The sequence below is a fragment of the Streptomyces sp. NRRL F-5650 genome, assembly GCF_000721365.1.
Taxonomy (GTDB): Bacteria; Actinomycetota; Actinomycetes; order Streptomycetales; family Streptomycetaceae; genus Streptomyces; species Streptomyces ardesiacus.
Map to the genome: position 1 here is coordinate 211,144 of NZ_JOGV01000002.1, position 21,927 is coordinate 233,070.

Sequence of the window (21,927 nt, forward strand, 5' to 3'; positions counted from 1 at the left end):
CGCTGGCGCCGGGCCGCGGTCGCCGGGCCGCGGGCGGGCTGCCTCATTCAAGCTCCGGCCGCAGCCGTTCCGGCCCGTCCTGCCACTGGTCCCGCAGCTTCCGCCGCAGTTCCTGCTCCTCGTCCGACAGGGACCCCTGGGCCACTCTGGGCGGCACCCCGCGCACCGCCTGCCCGGGGGACACGGGCGGTTCGTAGTGCGTGGGCGCGGTGCGCAGGGTCAGGGCCGTGGTCCCGATGAGGGCGACCGTGAAGGCGATCGCGGCCCGGGTGCGGAACCTCGCCCGGCGTTCGCCGCCCCTGCGCACCGACGGCGGCCGTGCCGCCCCCAGCCGTTCGCGCGACGCCAGTTCGGCCAGCCGCCGGTGCAGCACCTGCGGGTCGGCGAGCGCGGGCAGTCGGTCGGCGACGGCTTCGCGGGCGCGCAGCAGCCGGTGCGCCGCCGCCGGGGTGCTCGCCTCCGTCTCGGCCGCCGTCTCCGGCAGGTCCAGGCCCACACCGTCGTACAGCACGAGGGTGCGGCGGTGCCTGGGCGGGAGTCTGAGCAGGGCGTTCAGCAGGGTGCGGTCGCCGGGGTCGGCGGGGGGCGGCTCCGGGCGCCGGTGGCGCGGACGCAGCCGTTGCCAGGGGGAGAGCGCGTACTCGTACGCCGCCGCCCGCACCCAGCCCACCGGGTCCCGGTCGCGGGCCACCTCCGGCCACTGCTCCCAGGCCGTCTGGAAGGCCCGCTCCACCGACTCGCGCGCCTGCTCGCGACGGCCGGTCAGCAGGAAGGTCTGCCGTACCAGGGCGGGGGCGCTGAACTCGTACAAGGCGTCGAATGCCTGAGCGGGCGTCAGCGCGACGGGGGCGGGGCGCGGCTCGGGAAGCGACTCGGAGACGGGCTCGGACGCGGGCCCGGGGACGGGCTCCGAGCCGGCCTCGGGCTCCGGGTGCGGCTCGGGCCCCGGGTGCGGCTCGGGTTCCTCCGTCCGGTTCGCCCCTGGGCCGGTCTCCGGTGCTGACGCCGGGTCACGGGCTCCCCGCCCGGCTGCCGCTTCCTCGGCCAGCGTCTCCAGCAGCTTCGCGTACGCCTCCCGTTTCCGGCCCCGCGGATTCGTGCGGCCGCTCTCCCACGCGCGGACCGTCCCGGGAGCGACGCCCACCCGTTCCCCCAACTGAGCCTGCGTCAACGCGGCGGTCTCCCGCAGGTGTCGGCGTTCCTTGGGAGGGGGGAGCGGGGTCGCGGGGCGGCGGGTCACTGGACACCCCTTCGTACGAAAAAGTACATAAACATATATTGAGCGACACCACGGAGCTTCGCCCGTTACGCCGGGAAAGCGCGTGTCGTTGGGAGCATGGCGGGCGTGATCCAGACGACCGCCCGTCCAGCCCCGCTCTCCCGACTGCGCACCCGGTGGCGCGACCGGTCGCCCGGGCTGGCCGCCGGTCTCCTGGGCGGCGCGTTCGCGGCACTGCTGGGACTCGCGGCGTGCGCCGCGCTCGTGACGCTGCTGTGGATCAGCTCGCCGTACCCCGACAGCGGACCGGGCGGCGCCCTCCGCGTCGCCGCGGCCCTGTGGACGCTGGCGCACGGGGCCGAACTGGTGCGGGCCGACACGCTCTCGGGCACGCCCGCGCCCGTCGGCGTCACGCCGCTGCTGTTCCTCCTCCTGCCGGTGTGGCTGCTGCACCGCGCCGCCCGGGACGCCACGGACCCCGGGGACGGCGTGGGCGTGGCCGTCGGCGCGCCCCCGAAGGCGGGAGCCGGGGTGCGCCCGGCGTGGCCGGCGGGCACGCCGGACTCCGGGCCGCCGCCCGTCTCCGCGCGCCTGGCCTGGACCGGAGTGGTCCTCGGCTACCTGGGCGTCGCCGCGCCCGTCGTCCTGTACGCGCAGGGCGGCGCGCTGCGGCCCTCGCCGTGGTGGGCGGCGGTGTGTCTGCCGCTGGTCGCCATGGCCGCGGCGGGCGCCGGCGTGTGGACGGCGTTCGGCCGCCCGGGCGGGCCGGTGGGGCGGGCGCTGCGCGTACTGCCCCGGACGCTGCGCGAACTGATGGTGGAGCCGGACGCGCGCCTGGGCGCCGCGACGCGCGCCGCGGGCGCCGGTACGGCGGTGCTCGTCGGCGGCGGAGCGCTGTTGCTCGCCGTGTCGCTCGTGTGGCACGGGGCCGCCGCGGCCGAGTCGTTCCTGCGGCTGACCGACGGGTGGTCGGGGCGGTTCGCCGTGCTGCTGCTCTGCCTGGCCCTGGTGCCGAACGCGGCGGTGTGGGCGGCGGTCTACGCCCTCGGCCCCGGCTTCGTGCTCGGCACCGGGCACGTGGTGGCCCCCGCCTCCTCCGCTCCGGCGCCGCTGCTGCCGCCGTTCCCGCTGCTGGCGGCGGTGCCGGACGCGGGCCCCGGTACGCCGCTGCACTGGGCGGCCGGGGCGGTGCCGCTGGTGGCGGGGGCGGCGGTGGGGTGGTTCACGGCGCGGGCGGCGACGGGGGGCGCGGCCGGTGTGCGGGGCGTCGTGCGGGGGGCCGCGGGCGCGCCGGGTGTGGTAGGTGGTCCGGGCGCGGTGGGCGGTCCGGCCGACGGGGTGTTGTGGCCGTGGCGGCGGACGGTCGGTGCCGCCGTGGTGGCCGCCGTGCTGTGCGCGGCCTTCGTCGCCCTGCTGGCCGCGTTCGCCGGCGGGCCGCTCGGCAGCGCGGCGCTCGCCCGGTTCGGGCCGGTGTGGTGGCAGGCCGGGGGCGCGACGCTGGCGTGGACCGGGGCGGTGGCGGTGCCGGTGGCCGTAGTGGGGCGGGCGTGGCGGGGACGGGGCGCTGCCGCCCGGACGGTCGACGGGAGCGCCGACGGGGGTGGGAGCGGGTGGTCGTGGGCGCGGGTGCCGCTGCCCTCCGGCGGGCGGTGGTGGAGGCGGGGCGAGGCCGAGGCGACGGAGCGGAAGGCCGGCGGGGGTACGGTGCCGGCCGGACTGTACGACGAGGACGACGCCGTCGGCGGGAGCGACGCGTACGACCTTCTGCCGGTCGACGGTTCTCCCGGGGAGGGGGCGGCCCGGGGCGGGAAGTGAGCGTGGGGTCCGTGGGGTCCGTGGGGTCCGCAGGAGGACTCGCCCCCGCCGCCCTTCCCCTTCCCGACCTCGGGTTCCCCACCCTCGGGACTGCTGCCCCGGACTCGCGCGTCCGGGCCTGGACGGGCCCTCGTCCTCCGTCCCCGGGACGCCGGACGGGTCAGTTGGAGCCCAGCAGGTCCCGGAGCTGTTCCGGCAGATGCCGTTCGCAGGACTTGTCCGCCGCGTGGGTCAGGGCGTCCTCGCGGCAGGTGTAGTAGTCGCTGTAGACGAGCTGGGCGCCGAAGGACGCGGCGACCAGGAGGATGGCCAGGGACGACATGACCAGGCCGCTGATCGCGGCGGTGCGCTGCGGGCGGGTGGTCTGCTCGGGAGGCGGGGCCGGGGTGTCCGGGTCGGAGGACGCGCGGGGCTTGGCGCGCAGCGCGCTGATGCCCCAGTACAGGGCCAGGGCGCCGAGCAGCAGGGCCACGTACGGCCAGGTGAAGAGGGCGAAGAAGAGGGCCCACAGACCGCTCAGCAGGGCGTAGCGGGCACGCCGCTGGGCGGGGTCCGTCGGGTCCCAGCGCGGGCCCGGGCCGCCGCCCTGACCCTCCGGGCCCCCGCCCTGACCACCGGGCCGCTCGCCGAAGCCGCCGGAGGACCGGCCGGGCTGCCGGTCGCTCCACCGGCCGCCCCAGGGGGAGCGCTCGCCGTCGCCCCGGGAGTCGTCGTCGCCCGACGGGTGCCGCGGCTGCCAGGGGCGGTCCGGGGTGCCCTCCGGGGGCGGGGCGAAGGGGTTGTCCTGGTCGGTGGCGCCGTCCCGTCCGCCGTGGCTGCCCCGGTCCGGGGAGGAGTCGGGCGGTGACGAGGGGCGCTCCCGCAGCAACACGGTGCTGCGCTCCCCTGGCTGCGCCGACTGCTGGGGCAGGGTGAGCAGTCGCAGGCTGCGGTCCGGCATCAACTGAGCGTCTTCCCCTTGGCGACGATGGACGGGCGGCTGGTGGAACGGGCGGACTCGTGGAGTACGCGAACCGGTCGGTACGTCTGGTGAACGCCTGACGCGCGGGCGGCGTTCCCGCTCCGGCTCCACGCAGACGCTACCTCCCGGTCACGCCCCCGTCCCGAGGGGGCCGTCCGGTGTGCCGGTATCGTTGCTGACGGTCGGCCGCTTCGTAGACTTCCCCGTATCCAGGGACGCGAAGCATTCGTACGACCGTACAAAGAGATCGCTTCCCGAGAAAGGCCCCCACCGTGGCCGCCAAGCCCGTGGACCGGCGAGCCAAGCGCCTCGTCGTGCTGGTCTCCGGATCCGGCACCAACCTCCAGGCGCTCCTCGACGAGATCGCCGCCACCGGCGCCGAGACCTACGGGGCCGAGATCGTGGCCGTCGGCGCCGACCGCGACGGCATCGAGGGACTCGCCCGCGCCGAGCGTGCCGGGGTGCCGACCTTCGTCCGCAAGGTCAAGGAGTACGGGACCCGCGAGGAGTGGGACGCGGCGCTCACCGAGGCCGTCGCCGCCCACGAACCGGACCTCGTCGTCTCGGCCGGGTTCATGAAGATCGTGGGGAAGGAGTTCCTCGCGCGGTTCGGGGGCCGGTTCGTCAACACCCACCCCGCCCTCCTCCCCAGTTTCCCGGGGGCCCACGGCGTGCGGGACGCGCTCGCGTACGGCGCCAGGGTCACCGGCTGCACCGTCCACTTCGTCGACGACGGCGTCGACACCGGGCCGATCATCGCGCAGGGCGTGGTGGAGGTCCGGGACGAGGACTACGAAGACGAAGGTGCCGCTCTGCACGAGCGCATCAAGGAAGTCGAGCGAAGGCTGCTCGTCGATGTCGTGGGGCGGCTCGCCCGCAACGGCTATCGCATTGAGGGACGAAAGGTAGTTATCCAGTGACCGCCACCGCCACCGCCGGGAGCACCAAGCGGACCATCCGCCGCGCGCTCGTCAGCGTCTACGACAAGACCGGGCTCGAGGACCTCGCCCGCGGGCTGCACGAGGCGGGCGTCGAACTCGTCTCCACCGGGTCCACCGCCGGACGGATCGCCGCCGCCGGCGTCCCCGTCACCAAGGTCGAGGAGCTGACCGGCTTCCCCGAGTGCCTGGACGGCCGGGTCAAGACGCTGCACCCCAAGGTGCACGCCGGCATCCTCGCCGACCTGCGCCTGGACAGCCACCGGCAGCAACTGGACGAGCTGGGCGTGGCCCCGTTCGACCTGGTCGTGGTCAACCTCTACCCGTTCCGCGAGACCGTCGCCTCGGGCGCCACCGCCGACGAGTGCGTCGAGCAGATCGACATCGGCGGCCCCTCCATGGTGCGCGCCGCCGCCAAGAACCACCCCTCCGTCGCCGTCGTCACCAGCCCCGCCCGGTACGCCGACGTGCTCTCCGCGGTCAAGGACGGCGGCTTCGACCTCGCCGCCCGCAAGCGCCTGGCCGCCGAGGCCTTCCAGCACACCGCCGCCTACGACGTGGCCGTCGCCTCCTGGTTCGCCTCCGACTACGCCCCGGTCGACGAGTCCCGGTTCCCCGACTTCCTCGGCGCGACCTACGAGCGCGCCCACACCCTGCGCTACGGCGAGAACCCGCACCAGCCGGCCGCGCTCTACACCTCTCCCGACGGCGGCGGCCTCGCGCAGGCCGAGCAACTGCACGGCAAGGAGATGTCGTACAACAACTACACGGACACGGACGCCGCCCGCCGTGCCGCCTACGACCACGCCGAGCCCTGCGTCGCGATCATCAAGCACGCCAACCCGTGCGGCATCGCGGTGGGCGCGGACGTCGCCGAGGCGCACCGCAAGGCGCACGCCTGCGACCCGCTCTCCGCGTTCGGCGGCGTGATCGCGGTCAACCGCCCGGTCTCCAAGGAGATGGCCGAGCAGGTCGCCGAGATCTTCACCGAGGTCGTCGTCGCGCCGGACTACGAGGACGGCGCCCTCGAAGCCCTCACCAAGAAGAAGAACATCCGCGTGCTGCGCGCCCCCGAGGCGCCCGCCGCCCCGGTCGAGGTCAAGCCCATCGACGGCGGCGCCCTCCTCCAGGTCACCGACCGCCTCCAGGCCGAGGGCGACGACCCCGCCACCTGGACCCTCGCCACCGGCGAGGCCCTGTCCGAGGCGGAGCTGGCCGAGCTGGCCTTCGCCTGGAAGGCGTGCCGGGCCGTCAAGTCCAACGCGATCCTGCTGGCCAAGGACGGCGCCTCCGTCGGCGTCGGCATGGGCCAGGTCAACCGGGTCGACTCCGCGAAGCTCGCGGTGGAGCGGGCCGGCGCCGAGCGCGCGCGGGGGGCGTACGCCGCCTCCGACGCCTTCTTCCCCTTCCCGGACGGCCTGGAGATCCTCACCGCGGCCGGCGTCAAGGCCGTGGTCCAGCCCGGCGGTTCGGTCCGCGACGAGCTGGTCGTCGAGGCCGCGCGGAAGGCCGGCGTCACCATGTACTTCACGGGGACGCGGCACTTCTTCCACTGACGGTCCCTCCGGAAGCCGGAAGCCGGAAGCCGGAAGCCGGAAGCCGGAAGCCGGAAGCCGGAAGCCGGACGCCGGACGCCGAACGGCCCCGGTGCTCTCCGTGGTGGAGGGCACCGGGGCCGCCGTCTCGCCGGTCCGGTGGGCGGATCAGCAGGGGCGCAGCGACCAGATCGGGTCCCAGGACGCGGTGCCCGCCTCGTAGGCGGTCGACGTCCAGCGGACGCTGCCGTCCTTGTTGAAGAACTTGGCGACGGTGCCCGGCGTCTGGTTGTTGGTGAACGGGCCGTTGCCGGTCCAGTTGGTCAGGTTCCACGTCTGGCACTTGTAGAAGTCGAACTTCGTGCCGTTGACGAGCATGCAGAGGTGGCCGTAGCCGCAGGCCAGGTCCTGGGCGCCCTTGGTCACGGGCGCGTTCGTCACGGTCAGGCCCTCGTACTCGACCGCGTCGGCGGTCACGCGCAGGGGCTTGGGGGCGTCGGCCAGCACCTGGCCCGCCTTCTGCTGGAGGCTGGTGACGCGGGTGCCGTCCGGGCTGTCGGCGGCCGTGGCCGAGACCGTGGAGCCGGCGGCCAGCGCGGCGGCCGCGAGGAGGAGAGCTGCGGGCTTGACGAGGTTCATCGTTGTTCCCCCGTGATGGTCGGTGTCGTACCGGTCGCACCGCCGAAGCGGTGTGCTCACACCGTGCCCCCGGACGCCCGCCGCCCGGTACCTCGGAACTCTCAGGGTCACGTCCCGCCCCGGGGCGTGTACTCCTTGAGGCGGTGAGCGACGCGGTCGGCGTAGTCGCGGTACTTCGGGGGAACCCCGCCCGCGTCGTTCACCTTCTTGTACGACGTCCGGTAGGCGACGGCGACCAGCACCCTGCGGTCGCCCGGCAGCCCGGCGTCGAGGCGGGGCGTGATCCAGCACAGGTAACGGCCCATCGCCGGAATGGACTCGGCGGGCGGGAACGGCGGCTGGGGCACGGTCTCGCCCGGCGTGCCGTCCGGATTCATCCACCAGCGCAGCACGCTCGGCGTCCAGCGGGCGATGCCGTACTCGTCCCTGGCCGGATCGGCGAGGTCCGGGTCGAAGTCGCTCTCGACCTTCAGCATCGCCGCGATCAGGGCCGGGCTGACCTCCGCGTGGCCGCAGTCGTGCGCCGTCTCCACGATCAGCAGGCGGTACGCGGGCGGCACGTCCCGGTCGGTGCGCAGCTCGGCCGCGCCGTAGGAGGCGGCGGAGACGGCGCTCGCGGTGCCGCCGGGGCGCGCGGCGGGGTCCCGGCCCTCGCCGGTCCAGCGGGCGACGCCGTAGCCGAGGGCGGCGAGGGCGAGCAGTCCCGCGGCCGCGGCGGCCAGGAGCCTCGGCCGGGAACGGGCGCGGGAGCGGGCGCGCGTACGGACCGAGGGCTGCCCCGGGTCGCGCGCGTTCCCCGTCGCCTCCGCCACCCGGCGCAGCAGGGCGTCGGTGCCGATCCGGTCGGCGTGCGTACGGGTCAGGCACGCCCGCACGACCTCCCGCCACGGCGGCGGCAGTTCGGGGGACAGGCGCAACTCGTGGGAGCCGCGGGAGTACGCGACGGCGGCGTCGCGGCGGGCCGTAGGGGTGCCGCCGGGCAGCGGGAACGACCCGGTCAGCACCAGGTGGGCCAGGACGCCGAAGGCCCACACGTCGGCGGAGGGGCGGATCCGGCGGCCCCGTTCGCCGATCTCGGACCACAGCAGCTCGGGCGGGGTGTAGTCGGGGGTGGAGAAGGCGGGTGTGTAGGCGTGGGTGCCCTCCAGTTCGGCGGCCATGTTGAAGTCGGCGAGGCGTACCGAACCGTCCTTCATCAGCAGGACGTTCGCCGGTTTCAGGTCGCCGTGGACCCAGCCCGCCCGGTGCAACTGGTGCAGGCCCTCGCAGATCTGGGCGAGCAGCGCCGGCCCGGACCGCGGGCGGGGCGTGGCGGAGAGCAGGGCGGACAGCGAACCCTCGGCCCGCTCCAGGACGAGCACGGTGGCGCCGTCGAGCCGGGGCCGGCCGGGATCGTCGACGGTGAGGGTCTCGTACATCCGGATCAGCCGGGGCCGCCGCAGCCTGCGCAACAGCTCGACCTCGCGCTCGACCAGGTCCCGCAGGTGGGAGAGCTGGCGCGGCGTGCCGGTACCGGTGGGCAGGAACTTCAGCGCGACCGCGTCCGGCGGGCCCGCGCCGGGGGCGATGCCACCGGGGGCGTCCTCGGCGGGGCGGACGGTGCGGTCCGCGGGGTCGGGGGCGTCCGCGGCGGTGAGGTCGGTGCCGGTGCCGGTGCCGGTGCCGCTGCCTGTGCCGGTGTCGCTGCCGCCGCCTGGGCCCCTGTCGCTGCCCGCGCCCCTGCCGGCGTCCGTGCGCCTCGTGCCGTCCGAGCGGTCGCCGCCGTGTGCTGCGCCGGCCGCGGTGCGGCCCGTGTCGTCGTCCGGAGCATCCGGTCCGGTGGGCACGCGGCGGGCCGCGTACACGCTGCCGAAGGCGCCGGTCGCGATCGGCTCGCGCACCTCCCAGCCGCCCACCCGGTACCCCCTGGGCACCGGGACGGCGTACGGCTCGGTCATCGCAGTGCCCGGCCGGACGGTGCCGCGAGGACCACCAGGTCGTCCTCGCGGACCAGGTCGAAGCGGAGCGCCAGCGAGACCAGCGACTCCTTCTTGCCGTTCAGCCGGGGACCTGGCTCGGCGGTCTCCGGGCCCGGCTTCAGCCGGAGTTTGACGGCGAGGTAGTCGATGTTCCACTGCACCGACGTACGCGAAGCGGCCGGCCAGCCCGGGCGGAGCCGCTCGACGACCTGGTCCACGGTCGGCAGCGGCGCGTGCGGCTCCCCCCGCAGCCGCGGCTCGCACAGGGCGGCCAGCACCGCGAAGTACCGCTTGGTGCGGTCGACGGAGAAGGCCGGGGCGGTCGGCTCGCCGTCGGTGCCGTCCTCGCCGCGCAGGTAGTCGTGGCGCGGCGCCCACACCTCGACCGGCAGCAGGTCGCCGGCGGCGGGCAGCACGATCCGCGAGAACTCGAACGGCACCGGCGCGTCCAGGCGGCCCGGCGCCACCTTGATGTGCTCGCCCGCGCCCTCGGGGTTCTCCACCACGTAGGTCTGGCGGGCGGAGAGGTTGCTCATGGTCCAGAAGGTGCCGTGCGCCGTGATCTCACCGGCTCTGCGCGACACCCCGTCGTGCCCGATCAGCAGCCCGCCCTCGGGCACGGACCGTCCGAAGACGAGCCGTTCGCCGGGCGCGAGCCGGAACTGGGTCCTGGTGCTGTCGTCCTCCGTGGTCGGCGGAGGTACCACGATGATGCTGTACAAGGTGCGTCTCCCCGTGCCTGACGGCTACCCGGGCCAGACTAGGGCGACGCGAGAGGGCCGTGCCCCCCTCGTTCGGGTGAGACACGGCCCTGCGGCGTGATTGGCGAGAACTGTGCAGTCGTGGACGGCCGCTCAGTAGCGGGGCCGCTTGAACCAGGCCGCGCCCTTCGAGTTGCCGACGAACACGGCGATCAGGATGCCGAACACGAGGTGGACGATGCCTGCGATGGTGAACGGGTAGAGGGCGATGATCGCGGTCAGGATGCCGAACACCAGCGCGGTCACGCGCAGTCCGTTGCCGCCCGAGTTGAACTTCGCGGCCAGGAACGCCGCCCAGACGCCCCAGACCAGCGCCAGCACCATGAAGCCCCACAGGACACCGGTCGGGTAGTCGGCCAGCTCCTCGAACGCGGCGTCGTCCTTGGCCTGGTCGACGGCCGCTGCGGAGATGCCGAACAGCGCCGTGCCTATGACCTGGAAGCCCACCATGATCCAGAGCAGCACCCGGGCGGTGTTGACCGTACCGGGCATGGTCGTGGGAGCGGCACCGTACGGCTGCTGCACCGGCGGAGCCTGCGGGTAGCCGTATCCGGGCTGGCCCTGGGGCTGCTGCTGCGGGTAGCCGTAGTTCGGCTGCTGGCCGCCCTGCGGCGGGCCGTAGGGGTTGTTCGGGTCGCCGAAACTCATGGCGGGTCTTCCTCCGTCGCTGTCAAGTGCGGGGACGACGCGTGGCGCGACTCGGAGGAGATTCTTCGTAAGCGGTTCGTCCCCCCGGTACGGCCCCGCGGCACTGTGCTGCCCAATCGTTCTTGACCGAACTCTTACTTGTCCAGCCCGTCCGCAATGCGTTGTGCAAGTGCAACACCGCCGATCAAGAGCGGACAGGGGCGGACGTGTCCGGCGGCGCCCCGAAGTGTCCCGCGGGGTGCCCGCATACCGGCCTGATTGGAACCGGGGGCCGGTCATCCGCGAGGATGGGGGCATGACCGCCCAGATTCTCGATGGCAAGGCCACCGCAGCAGCGATCAAGTCCGAACTGACCGCCCGCGTGGCGGCGCTGAAGGAGAGGGGTGTCACACCCGGACTCGGCACCGTCCTGGTCGGCGACGACCCGGGCAGCCAGAAGTACGTCGCCGGCAAGCACCGCGACTGCGCCCAGGTCGGCATCGCCTCCATCCAGCGCGAACTGCCGGCCACGGCCACGCAGGAGGAGATCGAGGCGGTCGTCCGCGAGCTGAACGAAGACCCGGCCTGCACCGGGTACATCGTCCAGTTGCCGCTGCCCCGTGGCATCGACGAGAACCGCATCCTCGAACTGATGGACCCGGACAAGGACGCGGACGGCCTGCACCCGATGAACCTGGGCCGCCTCGTCCTGAACGAGCCGGCCCCGCTGCCCTGCACCCCCAACGGCATCCTCACCCTCCTGCGCCGCTACGGCGTCGAGATCAAGGGCGCCGAGGTCGTGGTCGTCGGCCGCGGCGTCACCATCGGCCGCCCGATGCCGCTGCTGCTCACCCGGCGCAGCGAGAACGCCACCGTGACCCAGTGCCACACCGGCACCCGGGACCTGGCCGACCACCTCAAGCGCGCCGACATCGTCATCGCCGCGGCCGGCTCCCCGCACCTGGTCCGCCCCGAGGACGTCAAGCCGGGCGCGGCCGTCCTCGACGTCGGCGTCTCGCGCAACGCCGAGGGCAAGATCATGGGCGACGTGCACCCCGGCGTGGCCGAGGTGGCCGCCTGGATCTCGCCGAACCCGGGCGGTGTCGGCCCCATGACGCGGGCCCAGCTCCTGGTCAACGTGGTGGAGGCGGCGGAGCGCAGTGCCGGCTGAGGACACCAACTCCCCCGAGCGGTCGGGCGACGCGGGAACGCGGGCGGAAGCGCGGCCTCCACAAGGCTCGGCGACCTCGGCGGCCTCGGCAGCCCCGGAGGCCCCGCAGGCTTCTGAGACCTCTGAGACCTCAGAGGTCTCGGACGTCTCGGAAGTCTCGGACAAGGCCGGCCCCCCGAAGGACTCAACCCCTTCGAAGCCCGCGAAGGACGCCGGCGACCCGGACGGCCTCACCGTCCGCGACCCCGTCAGCGCGCCCGACGCCAAGGGGCGGCCGCGACGCGTCACGCGCCGCTTCCCGCTCTTCACCCGTGACACCGCGCGCCCCGAGGGCGGTGGCCGGGCCGCAGCCGGCGACGCCCCGGCGCCCGCCCGGCAGTGGCCGGTGCTCGCGGTGGTGCTGCTGGTCGGGCTCGGCCTGCTGCTGACCGCCCTGGACGTCTTCCGCTGGGGGACGGTGCTGGTCGGCGCCGCGCTGCTGGCGGGAGCCGCGCTGCGCTGGGTGGTGCCCGACGTCGGCATGCTCGCCGTGCGCTCGCGCTTCACGGACATCACGACCTACGGCGTCCTCGGCCTCTCCATCGTCCTGCTGGCGCTGATGGCACAGCCGAAGCCGGTGCTGGAGATCCCGTTCCTCAAGGACACCCTGCACTTCACGGTCAGCTAGCGGGACGCCCTTCCCCGTACGACGGCCCGTCCTCACCCCCGTGGAAGGACGGGCCGTCGCCGTGACCAACCCTCCTGCACGCAGAACGCCCTGTTCAACGCCTGTCAGGGCGCTGTGGCACGGAAGTGACCGTTCCGCTACTCCGTCACGCGCCGCCATTCCGGGGGTTCCGTACAGGTCGGTGCGGCACCGGTGGGACACTGGACCACGGGTCGGCGGGCGTGCGAGTGTGCACGCTCACGGCCTCTGTGCACCTGTGCGCCCCCACCCCGGGAACTGAGATCCTGACCGGGCGCATCCCTGTGGGTAGCCAGAACCGGGTACCGCGCGCCGGACGCCGCGCGGGGACCAGCGGGGGAACGACCAGCACGTCACCGGGGGAAGAGGGGGAAGCAGTGCCTCGTTGGAAGGCCTTGCCGGATGAACTCGATCCGCAGATCAGGGAGTTCACCAGCCAGTTGCGTCGGCTCGTGGACCGCAGCGAGCTGAGCGTCGCGTCGGTGGCCGACGCCACGGGCTACAGCAAGACGTCCTGGGAGCGCTATCTGAACGGCCGCCTGCTGGCGCCCAAGGGCGCCATCGTGGCGCTGGCCGAGGTGACGCGGACCAACCCGGTCCACCTGACCACCATGTGGGAGCTGGCCGAGCGCGCCTGGAGCCGCTCGGAGATGCGCCACGACATGACCATGGAGGCCATCCGGATCTCCCAGGCCCGCGCCGCGCTCGGTGAGCTGGGCACGCCCGCGGCCACGCCGGGCACCGGCGACCGCAGCGGCACCAGGAGCCACCGGGGGAACCGCTCCGGCCGCCACGGCGGCGGGGCCCCGGCCGCACCCGGGGTCGCCGGGCCGGCCGGTGTGTCGCCCACGCTGCCGCCGACGGTCCCGGCCCAGCCGACCGCCGCCGACAGCCCCGACTCCGTGCTCGGCGCCATCCGGGACCGGGCCCCCGACACCCCCTCCGCCCCGTCCCCGGGCGGAGCGACCGAGGGCAACTCCTGGGGGCTCGCCGGATACCGGGGGCCCGCACCGACCGGCGACCGCGCGGGCCGCGCCCGGACCGGCGGCGGAGCCGCGGCGAGACCGGCCGGGCCCGACGAGACGAGCGTGCTCGGCCCGGTCGCGGCCTCCGCGGGTGCCTACGGCGAGCCTCCGCACGACGACCGCCCCCGTTCGTCCGGCCGGTCCCCGGGCGGCGGCAGCAAACGAATGGCGGCGCTGGTCGCGGGCGTCGTCGGCGTGCTCGTCGTGGCGGCGGGCGCCTTCTTCCTGTTGAACGGCGGCGGCGACAAGGCGGACGAGGGCGCCAAGCCCTCCCCGTCGCCCACCGTGACCAGCGAGGCCGAGCTGCCGCCGGGCGTGAAGTGCAGCGGCGACGCCTGCACCGGCAAGGACCCGGAGGCCATGGGCTGCGGCGGCGAACTGGTCACCACCGGCGCGACCACCGTCGTCGGCACGGCGGCCGTCGAGGTCCGCTACAGCAAGGTCTGCGGCGCCGCCTGGGCCCGCGTCACCCAGGCCGCACAGGGCGACGAGGTCCAGGTGAACGCGGGCGGCGCGAACGAGCAGCGGGCGACGATCGGCACCGCCGGGACCACCGCGGCGTACACCCCGATGGTCGCCGTGGACTCCGCGGCCGACGCCACCGCGTGCGCGACGCTGGCCTCGGGCACCCAGGGCTGCACGAAGTGAGGTAGGGACACGAGGCGCAAGGGGGCACGGCGAGGGCGCGCGGGGGCGCGGGGGCGGCGGACCGAGAAAGTTCGCCGCCGGCAGGCATGCCCCGCGCCGTCACGGGCACGGGAGTAGTACCCCCACGGGAGTCCGGCAACGGTATCCCCGAACGGCGGTCGCCTTCGTCCCCCCTCTCCCGGACAGGCGGCCGCCTCTTCTTCGCCGGCCCCGCACCTCTTCCTGAGGCCGTACGCCCTCCTGAGCCCGCACCCGCTCCGTGGGCCCGGACGCCCTCCGTGGGCCCGCACCCGTTCGAGGGCGTCCTGTGGGCCGGGCCACACCGACCCGGACGTGCCGGACAGCACGGGCGCGATAGCCTGACCGCTGGATGGATCTCTTGATACCAAGAGATCGATCAGACGCCCGGGGCCGGGACGCCCCACCGCCAGCCTGTCCTACGGAGAACGCCATGACTCGCACTCCCGTGAACGTCACCGTCACCGGCGCGGCCGGCCAGATCGGTTACGCCCTGCTCTTCCGCATCGCCTCCGGTCAGCTGCTCGGCGCGGACGTGCCGGTCAAGCTCCGCCTCCTGGAGATCACCCCGGCGCTCAAGGCCGCCGAGGGCACCGCGATGGAGCTGGACGACTGCGCGTTCCCGCTCCTCCAGGGCATCGAGATCACCGACGACCCGAACGTGGCCTTCGACGGCGCCAACGTCGCCCTCCTGGTCGGCGCCCGCCCCCGCACCAAGGGCATGGAGCGCGGTGACCTCCTGGAGGCCAACGGCGGCATCTTCAAGCCGCAGGGCAAGGCCATCAACGACCACGCCGCGGACGACATCAAGGTCCTCGTCGTCGGCAACCCGGCCAACACCAACGCCCTGATCGCCCAGGCCGCCGCCCCGGACGTACCGGCCGAGCGCTTCACCGCCATGACCCGCCTGGACCACAACCGCGCGCTGACCCAGCTCGCGAAGAAGACGGGCTCGACGGTCGCCGACATCAAGCGCCTGACGATCTGGGGCAACCACTCCGCCACCCAGTACCCGGACATCTTCCACGCCACCGTCGCCGGCAAGAACGCCGCCGAGGCCGTCAACGACGAGAAGTGGCTGGCCGACGAGTTCATCCCGACCGTCGCCAAGCGCGGTGCCGCCATCATCGAGGCCCGCGGTGCCTCCTCGGCCGCCTCCGCCGCCAACGCGGCCGTCGACCACGTGTACACCTGGGTCAACGGCACCCCCGAGGGCGACTGGACCTCCATGGGCATCCCGTCGGACGGCTCCTACGGCGTCCCCGAGGGCATCATCTCCTCCTTCCCGGTCACCACGAAGGACGGTTCGTACGAGATCGTCCAGGGCCTGGACATCAACGAGTTCTCCCGCGCCCGCATCGACGCCTCCGTCAAGGAGCTGTCGGAGGAGCGCGAGGCGGTCCGCGGTCTCGGCCTCATCTGAGCCGACCCCCGACGCCCGCACGGGCCCCGTTCCGGTTCACACCGGGGCGGGGCCCGTGCCCGTTCCCGCACCCCGTATGTCCCCGTCGCCCCTTTCCTTCGTGATCCGCCGCACGTTCGGCCCCCGATCCGGCATGCAAACGGGGCTGCGGGGCAGGGGCTCACGGTCCCCGAGAGTGACACGCGGGTGACACGGGGGACCGGACAGGAACGGAAGGCAACACCGACCATGGCGAACAGCACGCACAGCCCGGCGGAGCAGGCGCACCGGACCATTCACGCGGGTGGCGAGTGGCTCGCGGCGTCCTCCGGCGCCACGCGCGAGATCCTCGACCCCGCGGACGCCCGGCCGTTCGCCGTCGTCGCGGAGGGCGACGAGAAGGACACCGACCTCGCGGTGGCCGCCGCCCGCCGCGCCTTCGACACGGGCGACTGGCCGCGCACCCCGGTCGCCGAACGCGCCGCCCTGCTGCGCCGCGTCGCCGACCTGCTCGTACGCGACCGCGAGAAGCTGGGCCTGCTGGAGAGCCGCGACGCGGGCAAGACCGTCGAGGAGGGGCGCGTCGACATCGACTGCGTCGCCGACGCCTTCCGCTACTTCGCCGACCTCGTCGCCGGCGAGGCCCCGGGCCGGGTCGTCGACGCGGGCTCGCCCCACGTCCACAGCGTCGTCGTGCACGAACCCGTCGGCGTCTGCGCGATGATCACGCCCTGGAACTACCCGCTGCTCCAGGCCAGTTGGAAGATCGCCCCGGCGCTCGCCGCCGGCAACACCTTCGTGGTCAAGCCCAGCGAGATCACCCCGATGACCACCGTGGCCCTGATCGGGCTGCTCGTCGAGGCCGGCCTGCCCGCCGGCGTCGCCAACATCGTCACCGGTCCCGGCCACACCGTCGGCGCCCGCCTCGCCGAGCACCCCGACGTCGACCTGGTCTCCTTCACCGGCGGCCTCCTCAGCGGCACCAAGGTCGCGCAGGCCGCCGCCGCCACCGTCAAGAAGGTCGCCCTCGAACTCGGCGGCAAGAACCCCAACGTCGTCTTCGCCGACGCCTGCGAGACCGAGGCGGGCTTCGACACCGCCGTCGACCAGGCCCTCAACGCCGCCTTCATCCACAGCGGCCAGGTCTGCTCCGCCGGCGGCCGCCTCATCGTCGAGGAGTCGGTCCGCGAACGTTTCGTCGCCGAACTCGCCCGTCGCGCCCGGAAGATCCGCCTCGGCCGCGGCACCGAGCAGGGCGTCGAGTGCGGCCCGCTCGTCTCCGAGCAGCAGCGCGCCAAGACGGAGGACCACGTCGCCTCCGCGCTCGCCGAGGGCGCCGAACTCCGCTGCGGCGGAAGGCGTCCCGAGCCCTCGCCCGAGCGCCCCGAGTCCGGCTACTTCTACGAGCCGACCGTCCTCGACCACTGCCACCGCGAGATGCGGGTGGTGCGGGAGGAGGTCTTCGGGCCGGTCCTCACCGTCGAGACCTTCCGCACCGAGGACGAGGCCGTAGCCCTCGCCAACGACACCGAGTACGGTCTGGCCGGTGCCGTCTGGACCGCCGACGCGGGACGGGCCCGCCGGGTCGCGGGCCGGCTGCGGCACGGCACCGTGTGGATCAACGACTTCCACCCCTACCTCCCGCAGGCGGAGTGGGGCGGCTTCGGCAAGAGCGGGGTCGGCCGCGAACTCGGTCCCGCCGGCCTGGCCGAGTACCGCGAGACCAAGCACGTCTACCAGAACCTCGCGCCCGAGCCCGTCCGCTGGTTCGCCGGCTGACCCCACCCGCGTCCCCGCGCGTCCCCGCCCTCCCCTTCAGCACGCACGGCACGCACAGCACGCACAGCACTCACAGCACCTTCCGCACCATCACCGTCCGCTCGCCCCACTGGAGTACCCCCATGGCCGAAACCACGCACGTCTACGACTACGTCGTCATCGGCGGCGGCACGGCAGGCTCCGTGATCGCCTCCCGGCTCACCGAGAACCCCGACGTCACCGTCGCCGTCATCGAAGGCGGCCCCAGTGACGTCGGCCGCGACGACGTGCTGACGCTGCGCCGCTGGATGGGCCTGCTCGGCGGCGAACTGGACTACGACTACCCCACCACCGAGCAGCCGCGCGGCAACTCGCACATCCGGCACAGCCGCGCCCGCGTCCTCGGCGGCTGCTCCTCCCACAACACCCTGATCGCCTTCAAGCCGCTGCCGTCCGACTGGGACGAGTGGGAGGCCGCCGGTGCCAAGGGCTGGGGTGCGGTGCAGATGGAGGCGTACTTCGCCCGGCTGAAGAACAACATCGTTCCGGTCGACGAGAAGGACCGCAACGCCATCGCCCGCGACTTCGTCGACTCCGCGCAGAAGACACTGGAGGTCCCCCGCGTCGAGGGCTTCAACAAGAAGCCGTTCACCGAGGGCGTCGGCTTCTTCGACCTCGCCTACCACCCCGAGAACAACCAGCGGTCCTCGGCGTCCGTGGCCTACCTGCACCCCGTGATGGACGAGCGCCCCAACCTCACGATCATGCTGGAGACCTGGGCGTACAGGCTCCAGTTCGACGGCACCCGGGCCGAGGGCGTCCACGTCCGCACCAAGGACGGCGAGGAGATCCTGGTCAGGGCCCGGCGCGAGGTCGTCCTCAGCGCCGGCGCCGTCGACTCCCCGCGTCTGCTGCTGCACTCGGGCGTCGGGCCCCGGGAACAGCTTGAGGCCCTCGGCATACCCGTGGTGCTCGACCTGCCCGGCGTCGGCGAGAACCTGCTCGACCACCCCGAGTCGGTCATCGTGTGGGAGACGAACGGGCCCATCCCGGACAACTCCGCGATGGACTCCGACGCCGGTCTGTTCGTGCGCCGCGACCCCGAACACGCGGGCCCCGACCTGATGTTCCACTTCTACCAGATACCGTTCACGGACAACCCGGAGCGACTGGGCTACGAGCGCCCCGAGTTCGGCGTCTCCATGACCCCGAACATCCCCAAGCCCAGGTCCCGCGGCCGCCTCTACCTCACCAGCGCCGACCCGTCCGTCAAGCCCGCCCTCGACTTCCGCTACTTCACCGACGAGGACGACTACGACGGCCGCACCCTCGTCGACGGCATCCGCATCGCCCGCGAGATCGCGAGGTCCCAGCCGCTGGCGGGCTGGCTCAAGCGCGAGGTCTGCCCCGGCCCGGACGTCACCGGCGACGAGGAGCTGAGCGAGTACGCCCGCAAGGCCGCCCACACCGTCTACCACCCGGCGGGCACCTGCCGCATGGGCGCCGCCACCGACGAACAGGCCATCGTGGACCCGGAACTGCGCATCCGCGGCCTGCAGGGCATCCGCGTCGCCGACGCCTCGGTCTTCCCGACCATGCCCGCGGTCAACCCGATGATCGGCGTCCTCATGGTCGGCGAGCGCGCCGTCGAACTGATCGGGAGTGACGCCCGATGAGCACGACCGCCAAGGACACCGCCGCCGCCACCGACACCGTGGCCGAGCGGCCCCCGGTCTTCTCCGTCGACGGCCTGTGGAAGGTCTTCGGCCCCAAGGCCGCCCGCGTCCCCGCCGACCCGGAACTCACCGCGCTCGGCCCGGCCGAGCTGCGCTCCCGCACCGGCTGCACCGCCGCCGTCGCCGACGTCTCCTTCGACGTGCACAAGGGCGAGGTCTTCGTCGTCATGGGCCTGTCCGGCTCCGGCAAGTCCACCCTCGTACGCTGCCTGACCCGCCTCGTCGAGCCGACGGCCGGGTCCATCGCCATCGACGGCGAGGACGTCCGCGCCATGGACAAGTCCCGGCTGCGCGCCCTGCGCCGCCACCGGGCCGCGATGGTCTTCCAGCACTTCGGCCTGCTCCCGCACCGCACCGTCCTGGACAACGTCGCCTACGGCCTGGAGGTCCAGGGCATGGGCCGCGCCGAACGCCGCGAGCGCGCCGCCGCCGTCGTCGCCAAGGTCGGCCTGGAGGGCCTGGAACAGCGCCGCCCCGGCCAGCTCTCCGGCGGCCAGCGCCAGCGCGTCGGCCTCGCCCGCGCCCTCGCCGTCGACCCCGAGGTGCTGCTCTTCGACGAGCCGTTCAGCGCGCTCGACCCGCTGATCCGGCGGGACATGCAGGAGGAGGTCGTCCGGCTGCACCGCGAGGAGGGCCGCACGATGGTCTTCATCACCCACGACCTCCAGGAGGCCCTCAGGCTGGGCGACCGCATCGCCCTGATGCGCGACGGCCGCGTGGTCCAGCTCGGCACCCCGGAGGAGATCGTCGGCTCGCCCGCCGACGACTACGTCCGCGAGTTCGTCCGCGACATCCCCCGTGAACAGGTCCTCACCGTCCGCACGGCGATGCGCCCGGCCGCCGATGCCGACGAGGCGGGCACGGGCCCGGCGATCCGCCCCGGCGCCACGGTCTCGGAGGCCATCGAGGCGGTGGCGAGGGCGGGCTCGTCGGCCCGCGTCATGGACGGGGGCCGCTGCCTGGGCGTGGTGGACGCGGCCGACCTCCTGTCGGTGGTGGCGGACACGGCACCGGCCCAGCGCCGTGAGCCGGCCACCCCCGCCGCCCCCACCCCCGCCGAGCCCACCACCGAGGAGCCGGTCTGATGGCAACGATCACGGCCACGGCCCGGGAGTCCGCCCCGCCGGGCATCCTCGCCAACAGAGCCGTCCGCAAACTCCTCGCCCTGGCCGCCCTGGCCGCCGTCCTCGTCCCCCTGGCCGTCACCCGGTGGGACGGCGCCACCTGGCCGAGCGCGCTGACCGTCGACGTCTCCGAACCCCTCGGCAGGGCCAGCGACTGGATCATCGACAACCGGGACAGCCACCCCCTGTTCCTCTACTTCTTCGGCCACGTCAGCAACGCGGTCGTCGTCGCCGTCCGCGCCGTCTACCTCGCCCTCCTCGCCGTCGGCTGGGCCGGAGTCACCGCGATCGGCGCCCTGGTCGCCTGGCGCGTGGCCGGAGTGAAGCTCGCGACCGGCACCGCCGCCGCGTTCCTGGCCTGCGGCCTGCTCGGCATGTGGGTGCCCACGATGCAGACGCTCGCCCTGATGGTCGTAGCCGTCCTCGTGTCCGTCGCCGTCGGCGCCCTGCTGGGCCTCGCCGCGGGCCTGTCCGACCGGATGGACCGCGTCCTGCGCCCGGTGCTCGACACCATGCAGGTGCTGCCCGCCTTCGCCTACCTCCTCCCCGTCGTCCTGGTCTTCGGCATCGGCGTCCCCGCCGCCGTCCTGGCCACCGTCGTCTACGCCGCCCCGCCCATGGCCCGGCTCACCTCGCTCGGCCTGCGCGGCGCCGACAAGGAGGTCCTGGAGGCCGTGGAGTCCCTCGGCACCACCGCCCGCCAGCGGCTGCTGACCGCCCGGGTCCCGCTGGCCCGCAAGGAACTCCTCCTCGGCGTCAACCAGACGATCATGATGGCGCTGTCCATGGCCGTCATCGCCTCCGTCATCGGCGCCGGCGGCCTCGGCGACCGCGTCTACCAGGCGCTCGCCTCCGTCGACGTCGGCGCCGCCCTCGCGGCCGGCATCCCGATCGTGCTGCTCGCCGTCGTCCTGGACCGGGTGACGGGCGCGGCGGGGGAGCGGCTCGGCGAGCCCGGGAAATCCCCGGTGACCTGGTTGTACGCGCTCGTCGTCGCCGCGGCCGTGGCGCTCGCCGGGCGCCTGGCGGGCTTCCTCGACTGGCCCGACGGGTGGGAGCTGGACATCGCCGAGCCCGTCAACCGGGCCGTCGACTGGATGACCGCCCACCTCTACTCCGGCGTCCCCGTGGTCGGCGGCACCGCCGACTGGGCCGCGCACTTCACCAGCGGGGTCCTCAACCCGCTGCGGGACGGCCTGCAGTGGCTGCCCTGGTGGTCCGTGCTCCTGATCGTCGCCGCCCTGTCCTGGCTGATCGGCACCTGGCGCACCGCGCTCACCGCCGTCCTCGCGACGGCCGCGATCGGTGTGCTCGGCGTGTGGAAGCCGTCCCTGGACACCCTCTCGCAGGTGCTCGCCGCCGTCGCCGTGACCCTGGTCGTCGGCTTCGCCACCGGTATCGCCGCCGCCCGCAGCGACCGCTTCGGACGTCTGCTGCGGCCCGTGCTCGACGTCTTCCAGACGATGCCCCAGTTCGTGTACCTGATCCCGGTCGTCGCCCTGTTCGGCGTGGGCCGCGCGCCCGCCGTGGCCGCCGCCGTCGTCTACGCCCTCCCGGCCGTCGTCCGCATCACCGCCCAGGGCCTGCGCCAGGTGGACCCCGCCGCCATGGAGTCGGCCCGCTCGCTCGGCGCGACCGGCGGCCAGCAACTGCGCCAGGTCCAGCTCCCGCTGGCCCGCCCGGCCCTGCTGCTCGCCGTCAACCAGGGCGTCGTCCTGGTCCTCGCCGTCGTCATCATCGGCGGCCTGGTCGGCGGTGGCGCCCTCGGCTACCAGGTCGTCTTCGGCCTCGCCCAGGGCGACCTGGCGACCGGCCTGGTCGCGGGCGCCGCGATCGTCTGCCTGGGCCTGATGCTCGACCGCGTCACCCAGCCCACCGAACGCCGTACGACGAGGAAGGGAGCCTGA

The 21,927-nt window shown here is 74.1% G+C and carries 17 protein-coding genes; 11 read left to right on the forward strand and 6 right to left on the reverse strand.

Translation table 11 applies throughout. The features are described 5' to 3' along the window. Nucleotides 1-43: 43 nt before the first annotated feature. A complete protein-coding gene (locus IG88_RS0103890) occupies nucleotides 44-1,240 on the reverse strand; it encodes a helix-turn-helix domain-containing protein (protein WP_031034943.1) in 1,197 nt (398 codons plus the stop codon). A 96-nt stretch (nucleotides 1,241-1,336) separates the two neighbouring features. Between IG88_RS0103890 and IG88_RS0103895 the strand changes: the two genes are divergently transcribed. Next, nucleotides 1,337-3,034 carry a DUF6350 family protein gene (locus IG88_RS0103895; protein ID WP_031034944.1) on the forward strand — a complete coding sequence of 566 codons (1,698 nt, stop codon included), beginning with the start codon at nucleotides 1,337-1,339 and terminating at the stop codon, nucleotides 3,032-3,034. Between the two features lie 160 nt (nucleotides 3,035-3,194). Here the strand turns inward: IG88_RS0103895 and IG88_RS0103900 are convergent, their stop codons facing one another. After that, nucleotides 3,195-3,974: a hypothetical protein gene (locus IG88_RS0103900; RefSeq protein ID WP_031034946.1), complete on the reverse strand. Its 780-nt coding sequence runs from the start codon at nucleotides 3,972-3,974 to the stop codon at nucleotides 3,195-3,197. Nucleotides 3,975-4,267: 293 nt separating this feature from the next. On the opposite strand from IG88_RS0103900, the gene purN reads away from it, so the two are divergent. Together purN and purH are read left to right on the forward strand one after the other, a co-directional pair. After that, nucleotides 4,268-4,915 carry a phosphoribosylglycinamide formyltransferase gene (gene purN, locus IG88_RS0103905; protein WP_031034949.1) on the forward strand — a complete coding sequence of 216 codons (648 nt, stop codon included), beginning with the start codon at nucleotides 4,268-4,270 and terminating at the stop codon, nucleotides 4,913-4,915. Continuing rightward, complete coding sequence (gene purH / locus IG88_RS0103910) at nucleotides 4,912-6,489, forward strand: bifunctional phosphoribosylaminoimidazolecarboxamide formyltransferase/IMP cyclohydrolase (RefSeq protein ID WP_031034951.1); 1,578 nt, start codon at nucleotides 4,912-4,914, stop codon at nucleotides 6,487-6,489. The genes purN and purH overlap by 4 nt, the downstream gene beginning before the upstream one ends. A 147-nt stretch (nucleotides 6,490-6,636) precedes the next feature. Here purH and IG88_RS0103915 read toward each other — a convergent pair whose 3' ends face one another. From IG88_RS0103915 to IG88_RS0103930, 4 genes are all read right to left on the reverse strand, one after another. After that, the gene (locus tag IG88_RS0103915; RefSeq protein WP_031034953.1) at nucleotides 6,637-7,107 is read right to left on the reverse strand and encodes a hypothetical protein; all 471 of its coding nucleotides are present in this window, start codon (nucleotides 7,105-7,107) and stop codon (nucleotides 6,637-6,639) included. Nucleotides 7,108-7,214: 107 nt separating this feature from the next. Next, the gene (locus IG88_RS0103920) at nucleotides 7,215-9,044 is read right to left on the reverse strand and encodes a serine/threonine protein kinase (RefSeq protein WP_031034956.1); all 1,830 of its coding nucleotides are present in this window, start codon (nucleotides 9,042-9,044) and stop codon (nucleotides 7,215-7,217) included. After that, complete coding sequence (locus tag IG88_RS0103925; RefSeq protein ID WP_031034958.1) at nucleotides 9,041-9,787, reverse strand: FHA domain-containing protein; 747 nt, start codon at nucleotides 9,785-9,787, stop codon at nucleotides 9,041-9,043. Before IG88_RS0103925 ends, IG88_RS0103920 begins: the two co-directional genes overlap by 4 nt. Before the next feature lie 132 nt (nucleotides 9,788-9,919). Further along, on the reverse strand, nucleotides 9,920-10,474 hold the full coding sequence (locus IG88_RS0103930) for a hypothetical protein (protein WP_031034960.1): 555 nt from the start codon (nucleotides 10,472-10,474) through the stop codon (nucleotides 9,920-9,922). 295 nt (nucleotides 10,475-10,769) lie between these two features. Here IG88_RS0103930 and IG88_RS0103935 point away from each other — a divergent pair, with 295 nt between their 5' ends. The 8 genes from IG88_RS0103935 (at nucleotide 10,770) to IG88_RS0103970 (ending at nucleotide 21,927) form a co-directional block, all read left to right on the forward strand. Then, a complete protein-coding gene (locus tag IG88_RS0103935) occupies nucleotides 10,770-11,624 on the forward strand; it encodes a bifunctional methylenetetrahydrofolate dehydrogenase/methenyltetrahydrofolate cyclohydrolase (protein WP_031034962.1) in 855 nt (284 codons plus the stop codon). Next, nucleotides 11,614-12,291: a DUF3017 domain-containing protein gene (locus tag IG88_RS38305; protein WP_051851742.1), complete on the forward strand. Its 678-nt coding sequence runs from the start codon at nucleotides 11,614-11,616 to the stop codon at nucleotides 12,289-12,291. Before IG88_RS0103935 ends, IG88_RS38305 begins: the two co-directional genes overlap by 11 nt. Nucleotides 12,292-12,704: 413 nt before the next feature. Beyond that, complete coding sequence (locus tag IG88_RS0103945) at nucleotides 12,705-13,982, forward strand: helix-turn-helix domain-containing protein (RefSeq protein ID WP_051851743.1); 1,278 nt, start codon at nucleotides 12,705-12,707, stop codon at nucleotides 13,980-13,982. A gap of 451 nt (nucleotides 13,983-14,433) precedes the next feature. Further along, a complete protein-coding gene (locus tag IG88_RS0103950; RefSeq protein WP_031034969.1) occupies nucleotides 14,434-15,423 on the forward strand; it encodes a malate dehydrogenase in 990 nt (329 codons plus the stop codon). A 228-nt stretch (nucleotides 15,424-15,651) separates the two neighbouring features. After that, nucleotides 15,652-17,181 carry an aldehyde dehydrogenase family protein gene (locus tag IG88_RS0103955; RefSeq protein ID WP_031034971.1) on the forward strand — a complete coding sequence of 510 codons (1,530 nt, stop codon included), beginning with the start codon at nucleotides 15,652-15,654 and terminating at the stop codon, nucleotides 17,179-17,181. 122 nt (nucleotides 17,182-17,303) lie between these two features. Further along, nucleotides 17,304-18,836 (forward strand): GMC family oxidoreductase, encoded by a 1,533-nt coding sequence (locus IG88_RS0103960; protein WP_031034973.1) that lies wholly within the window; start codon nucleotides 17,304-17,306, stop codon nucleotides 18,834-18,836. Further along, nucleotides 18,833-19,981, forward strand: coding sequence for a quaternary amine ABC transporter ATP-binding protein (locus tag IG88_RS0103965; protein WP_037835244.1), 1,149 nt, complete (start codon nucleotides 18,833-18,835; stop codon nucleotides 19,979-19,981). The genes IG88_RS0103960 and IG88_RS0103965 overlap by 4 nt, the downstream gene beginning before the upstream one ends. Then, complete coding sequence (locus IG88_RS0103970; protein WP_031034975.1) at nucleotides 19,981-21,927, forward strand: ABC transporter permease; 1,947 nt, start codon at nucleotides 19,981-19,983, stop codon at nucleotides 21,925-21,927. The genes IG88_RS0103965 and IG88_RS0103970 overlap by 1 nt, the downstream gene beginning before the upstream one ends.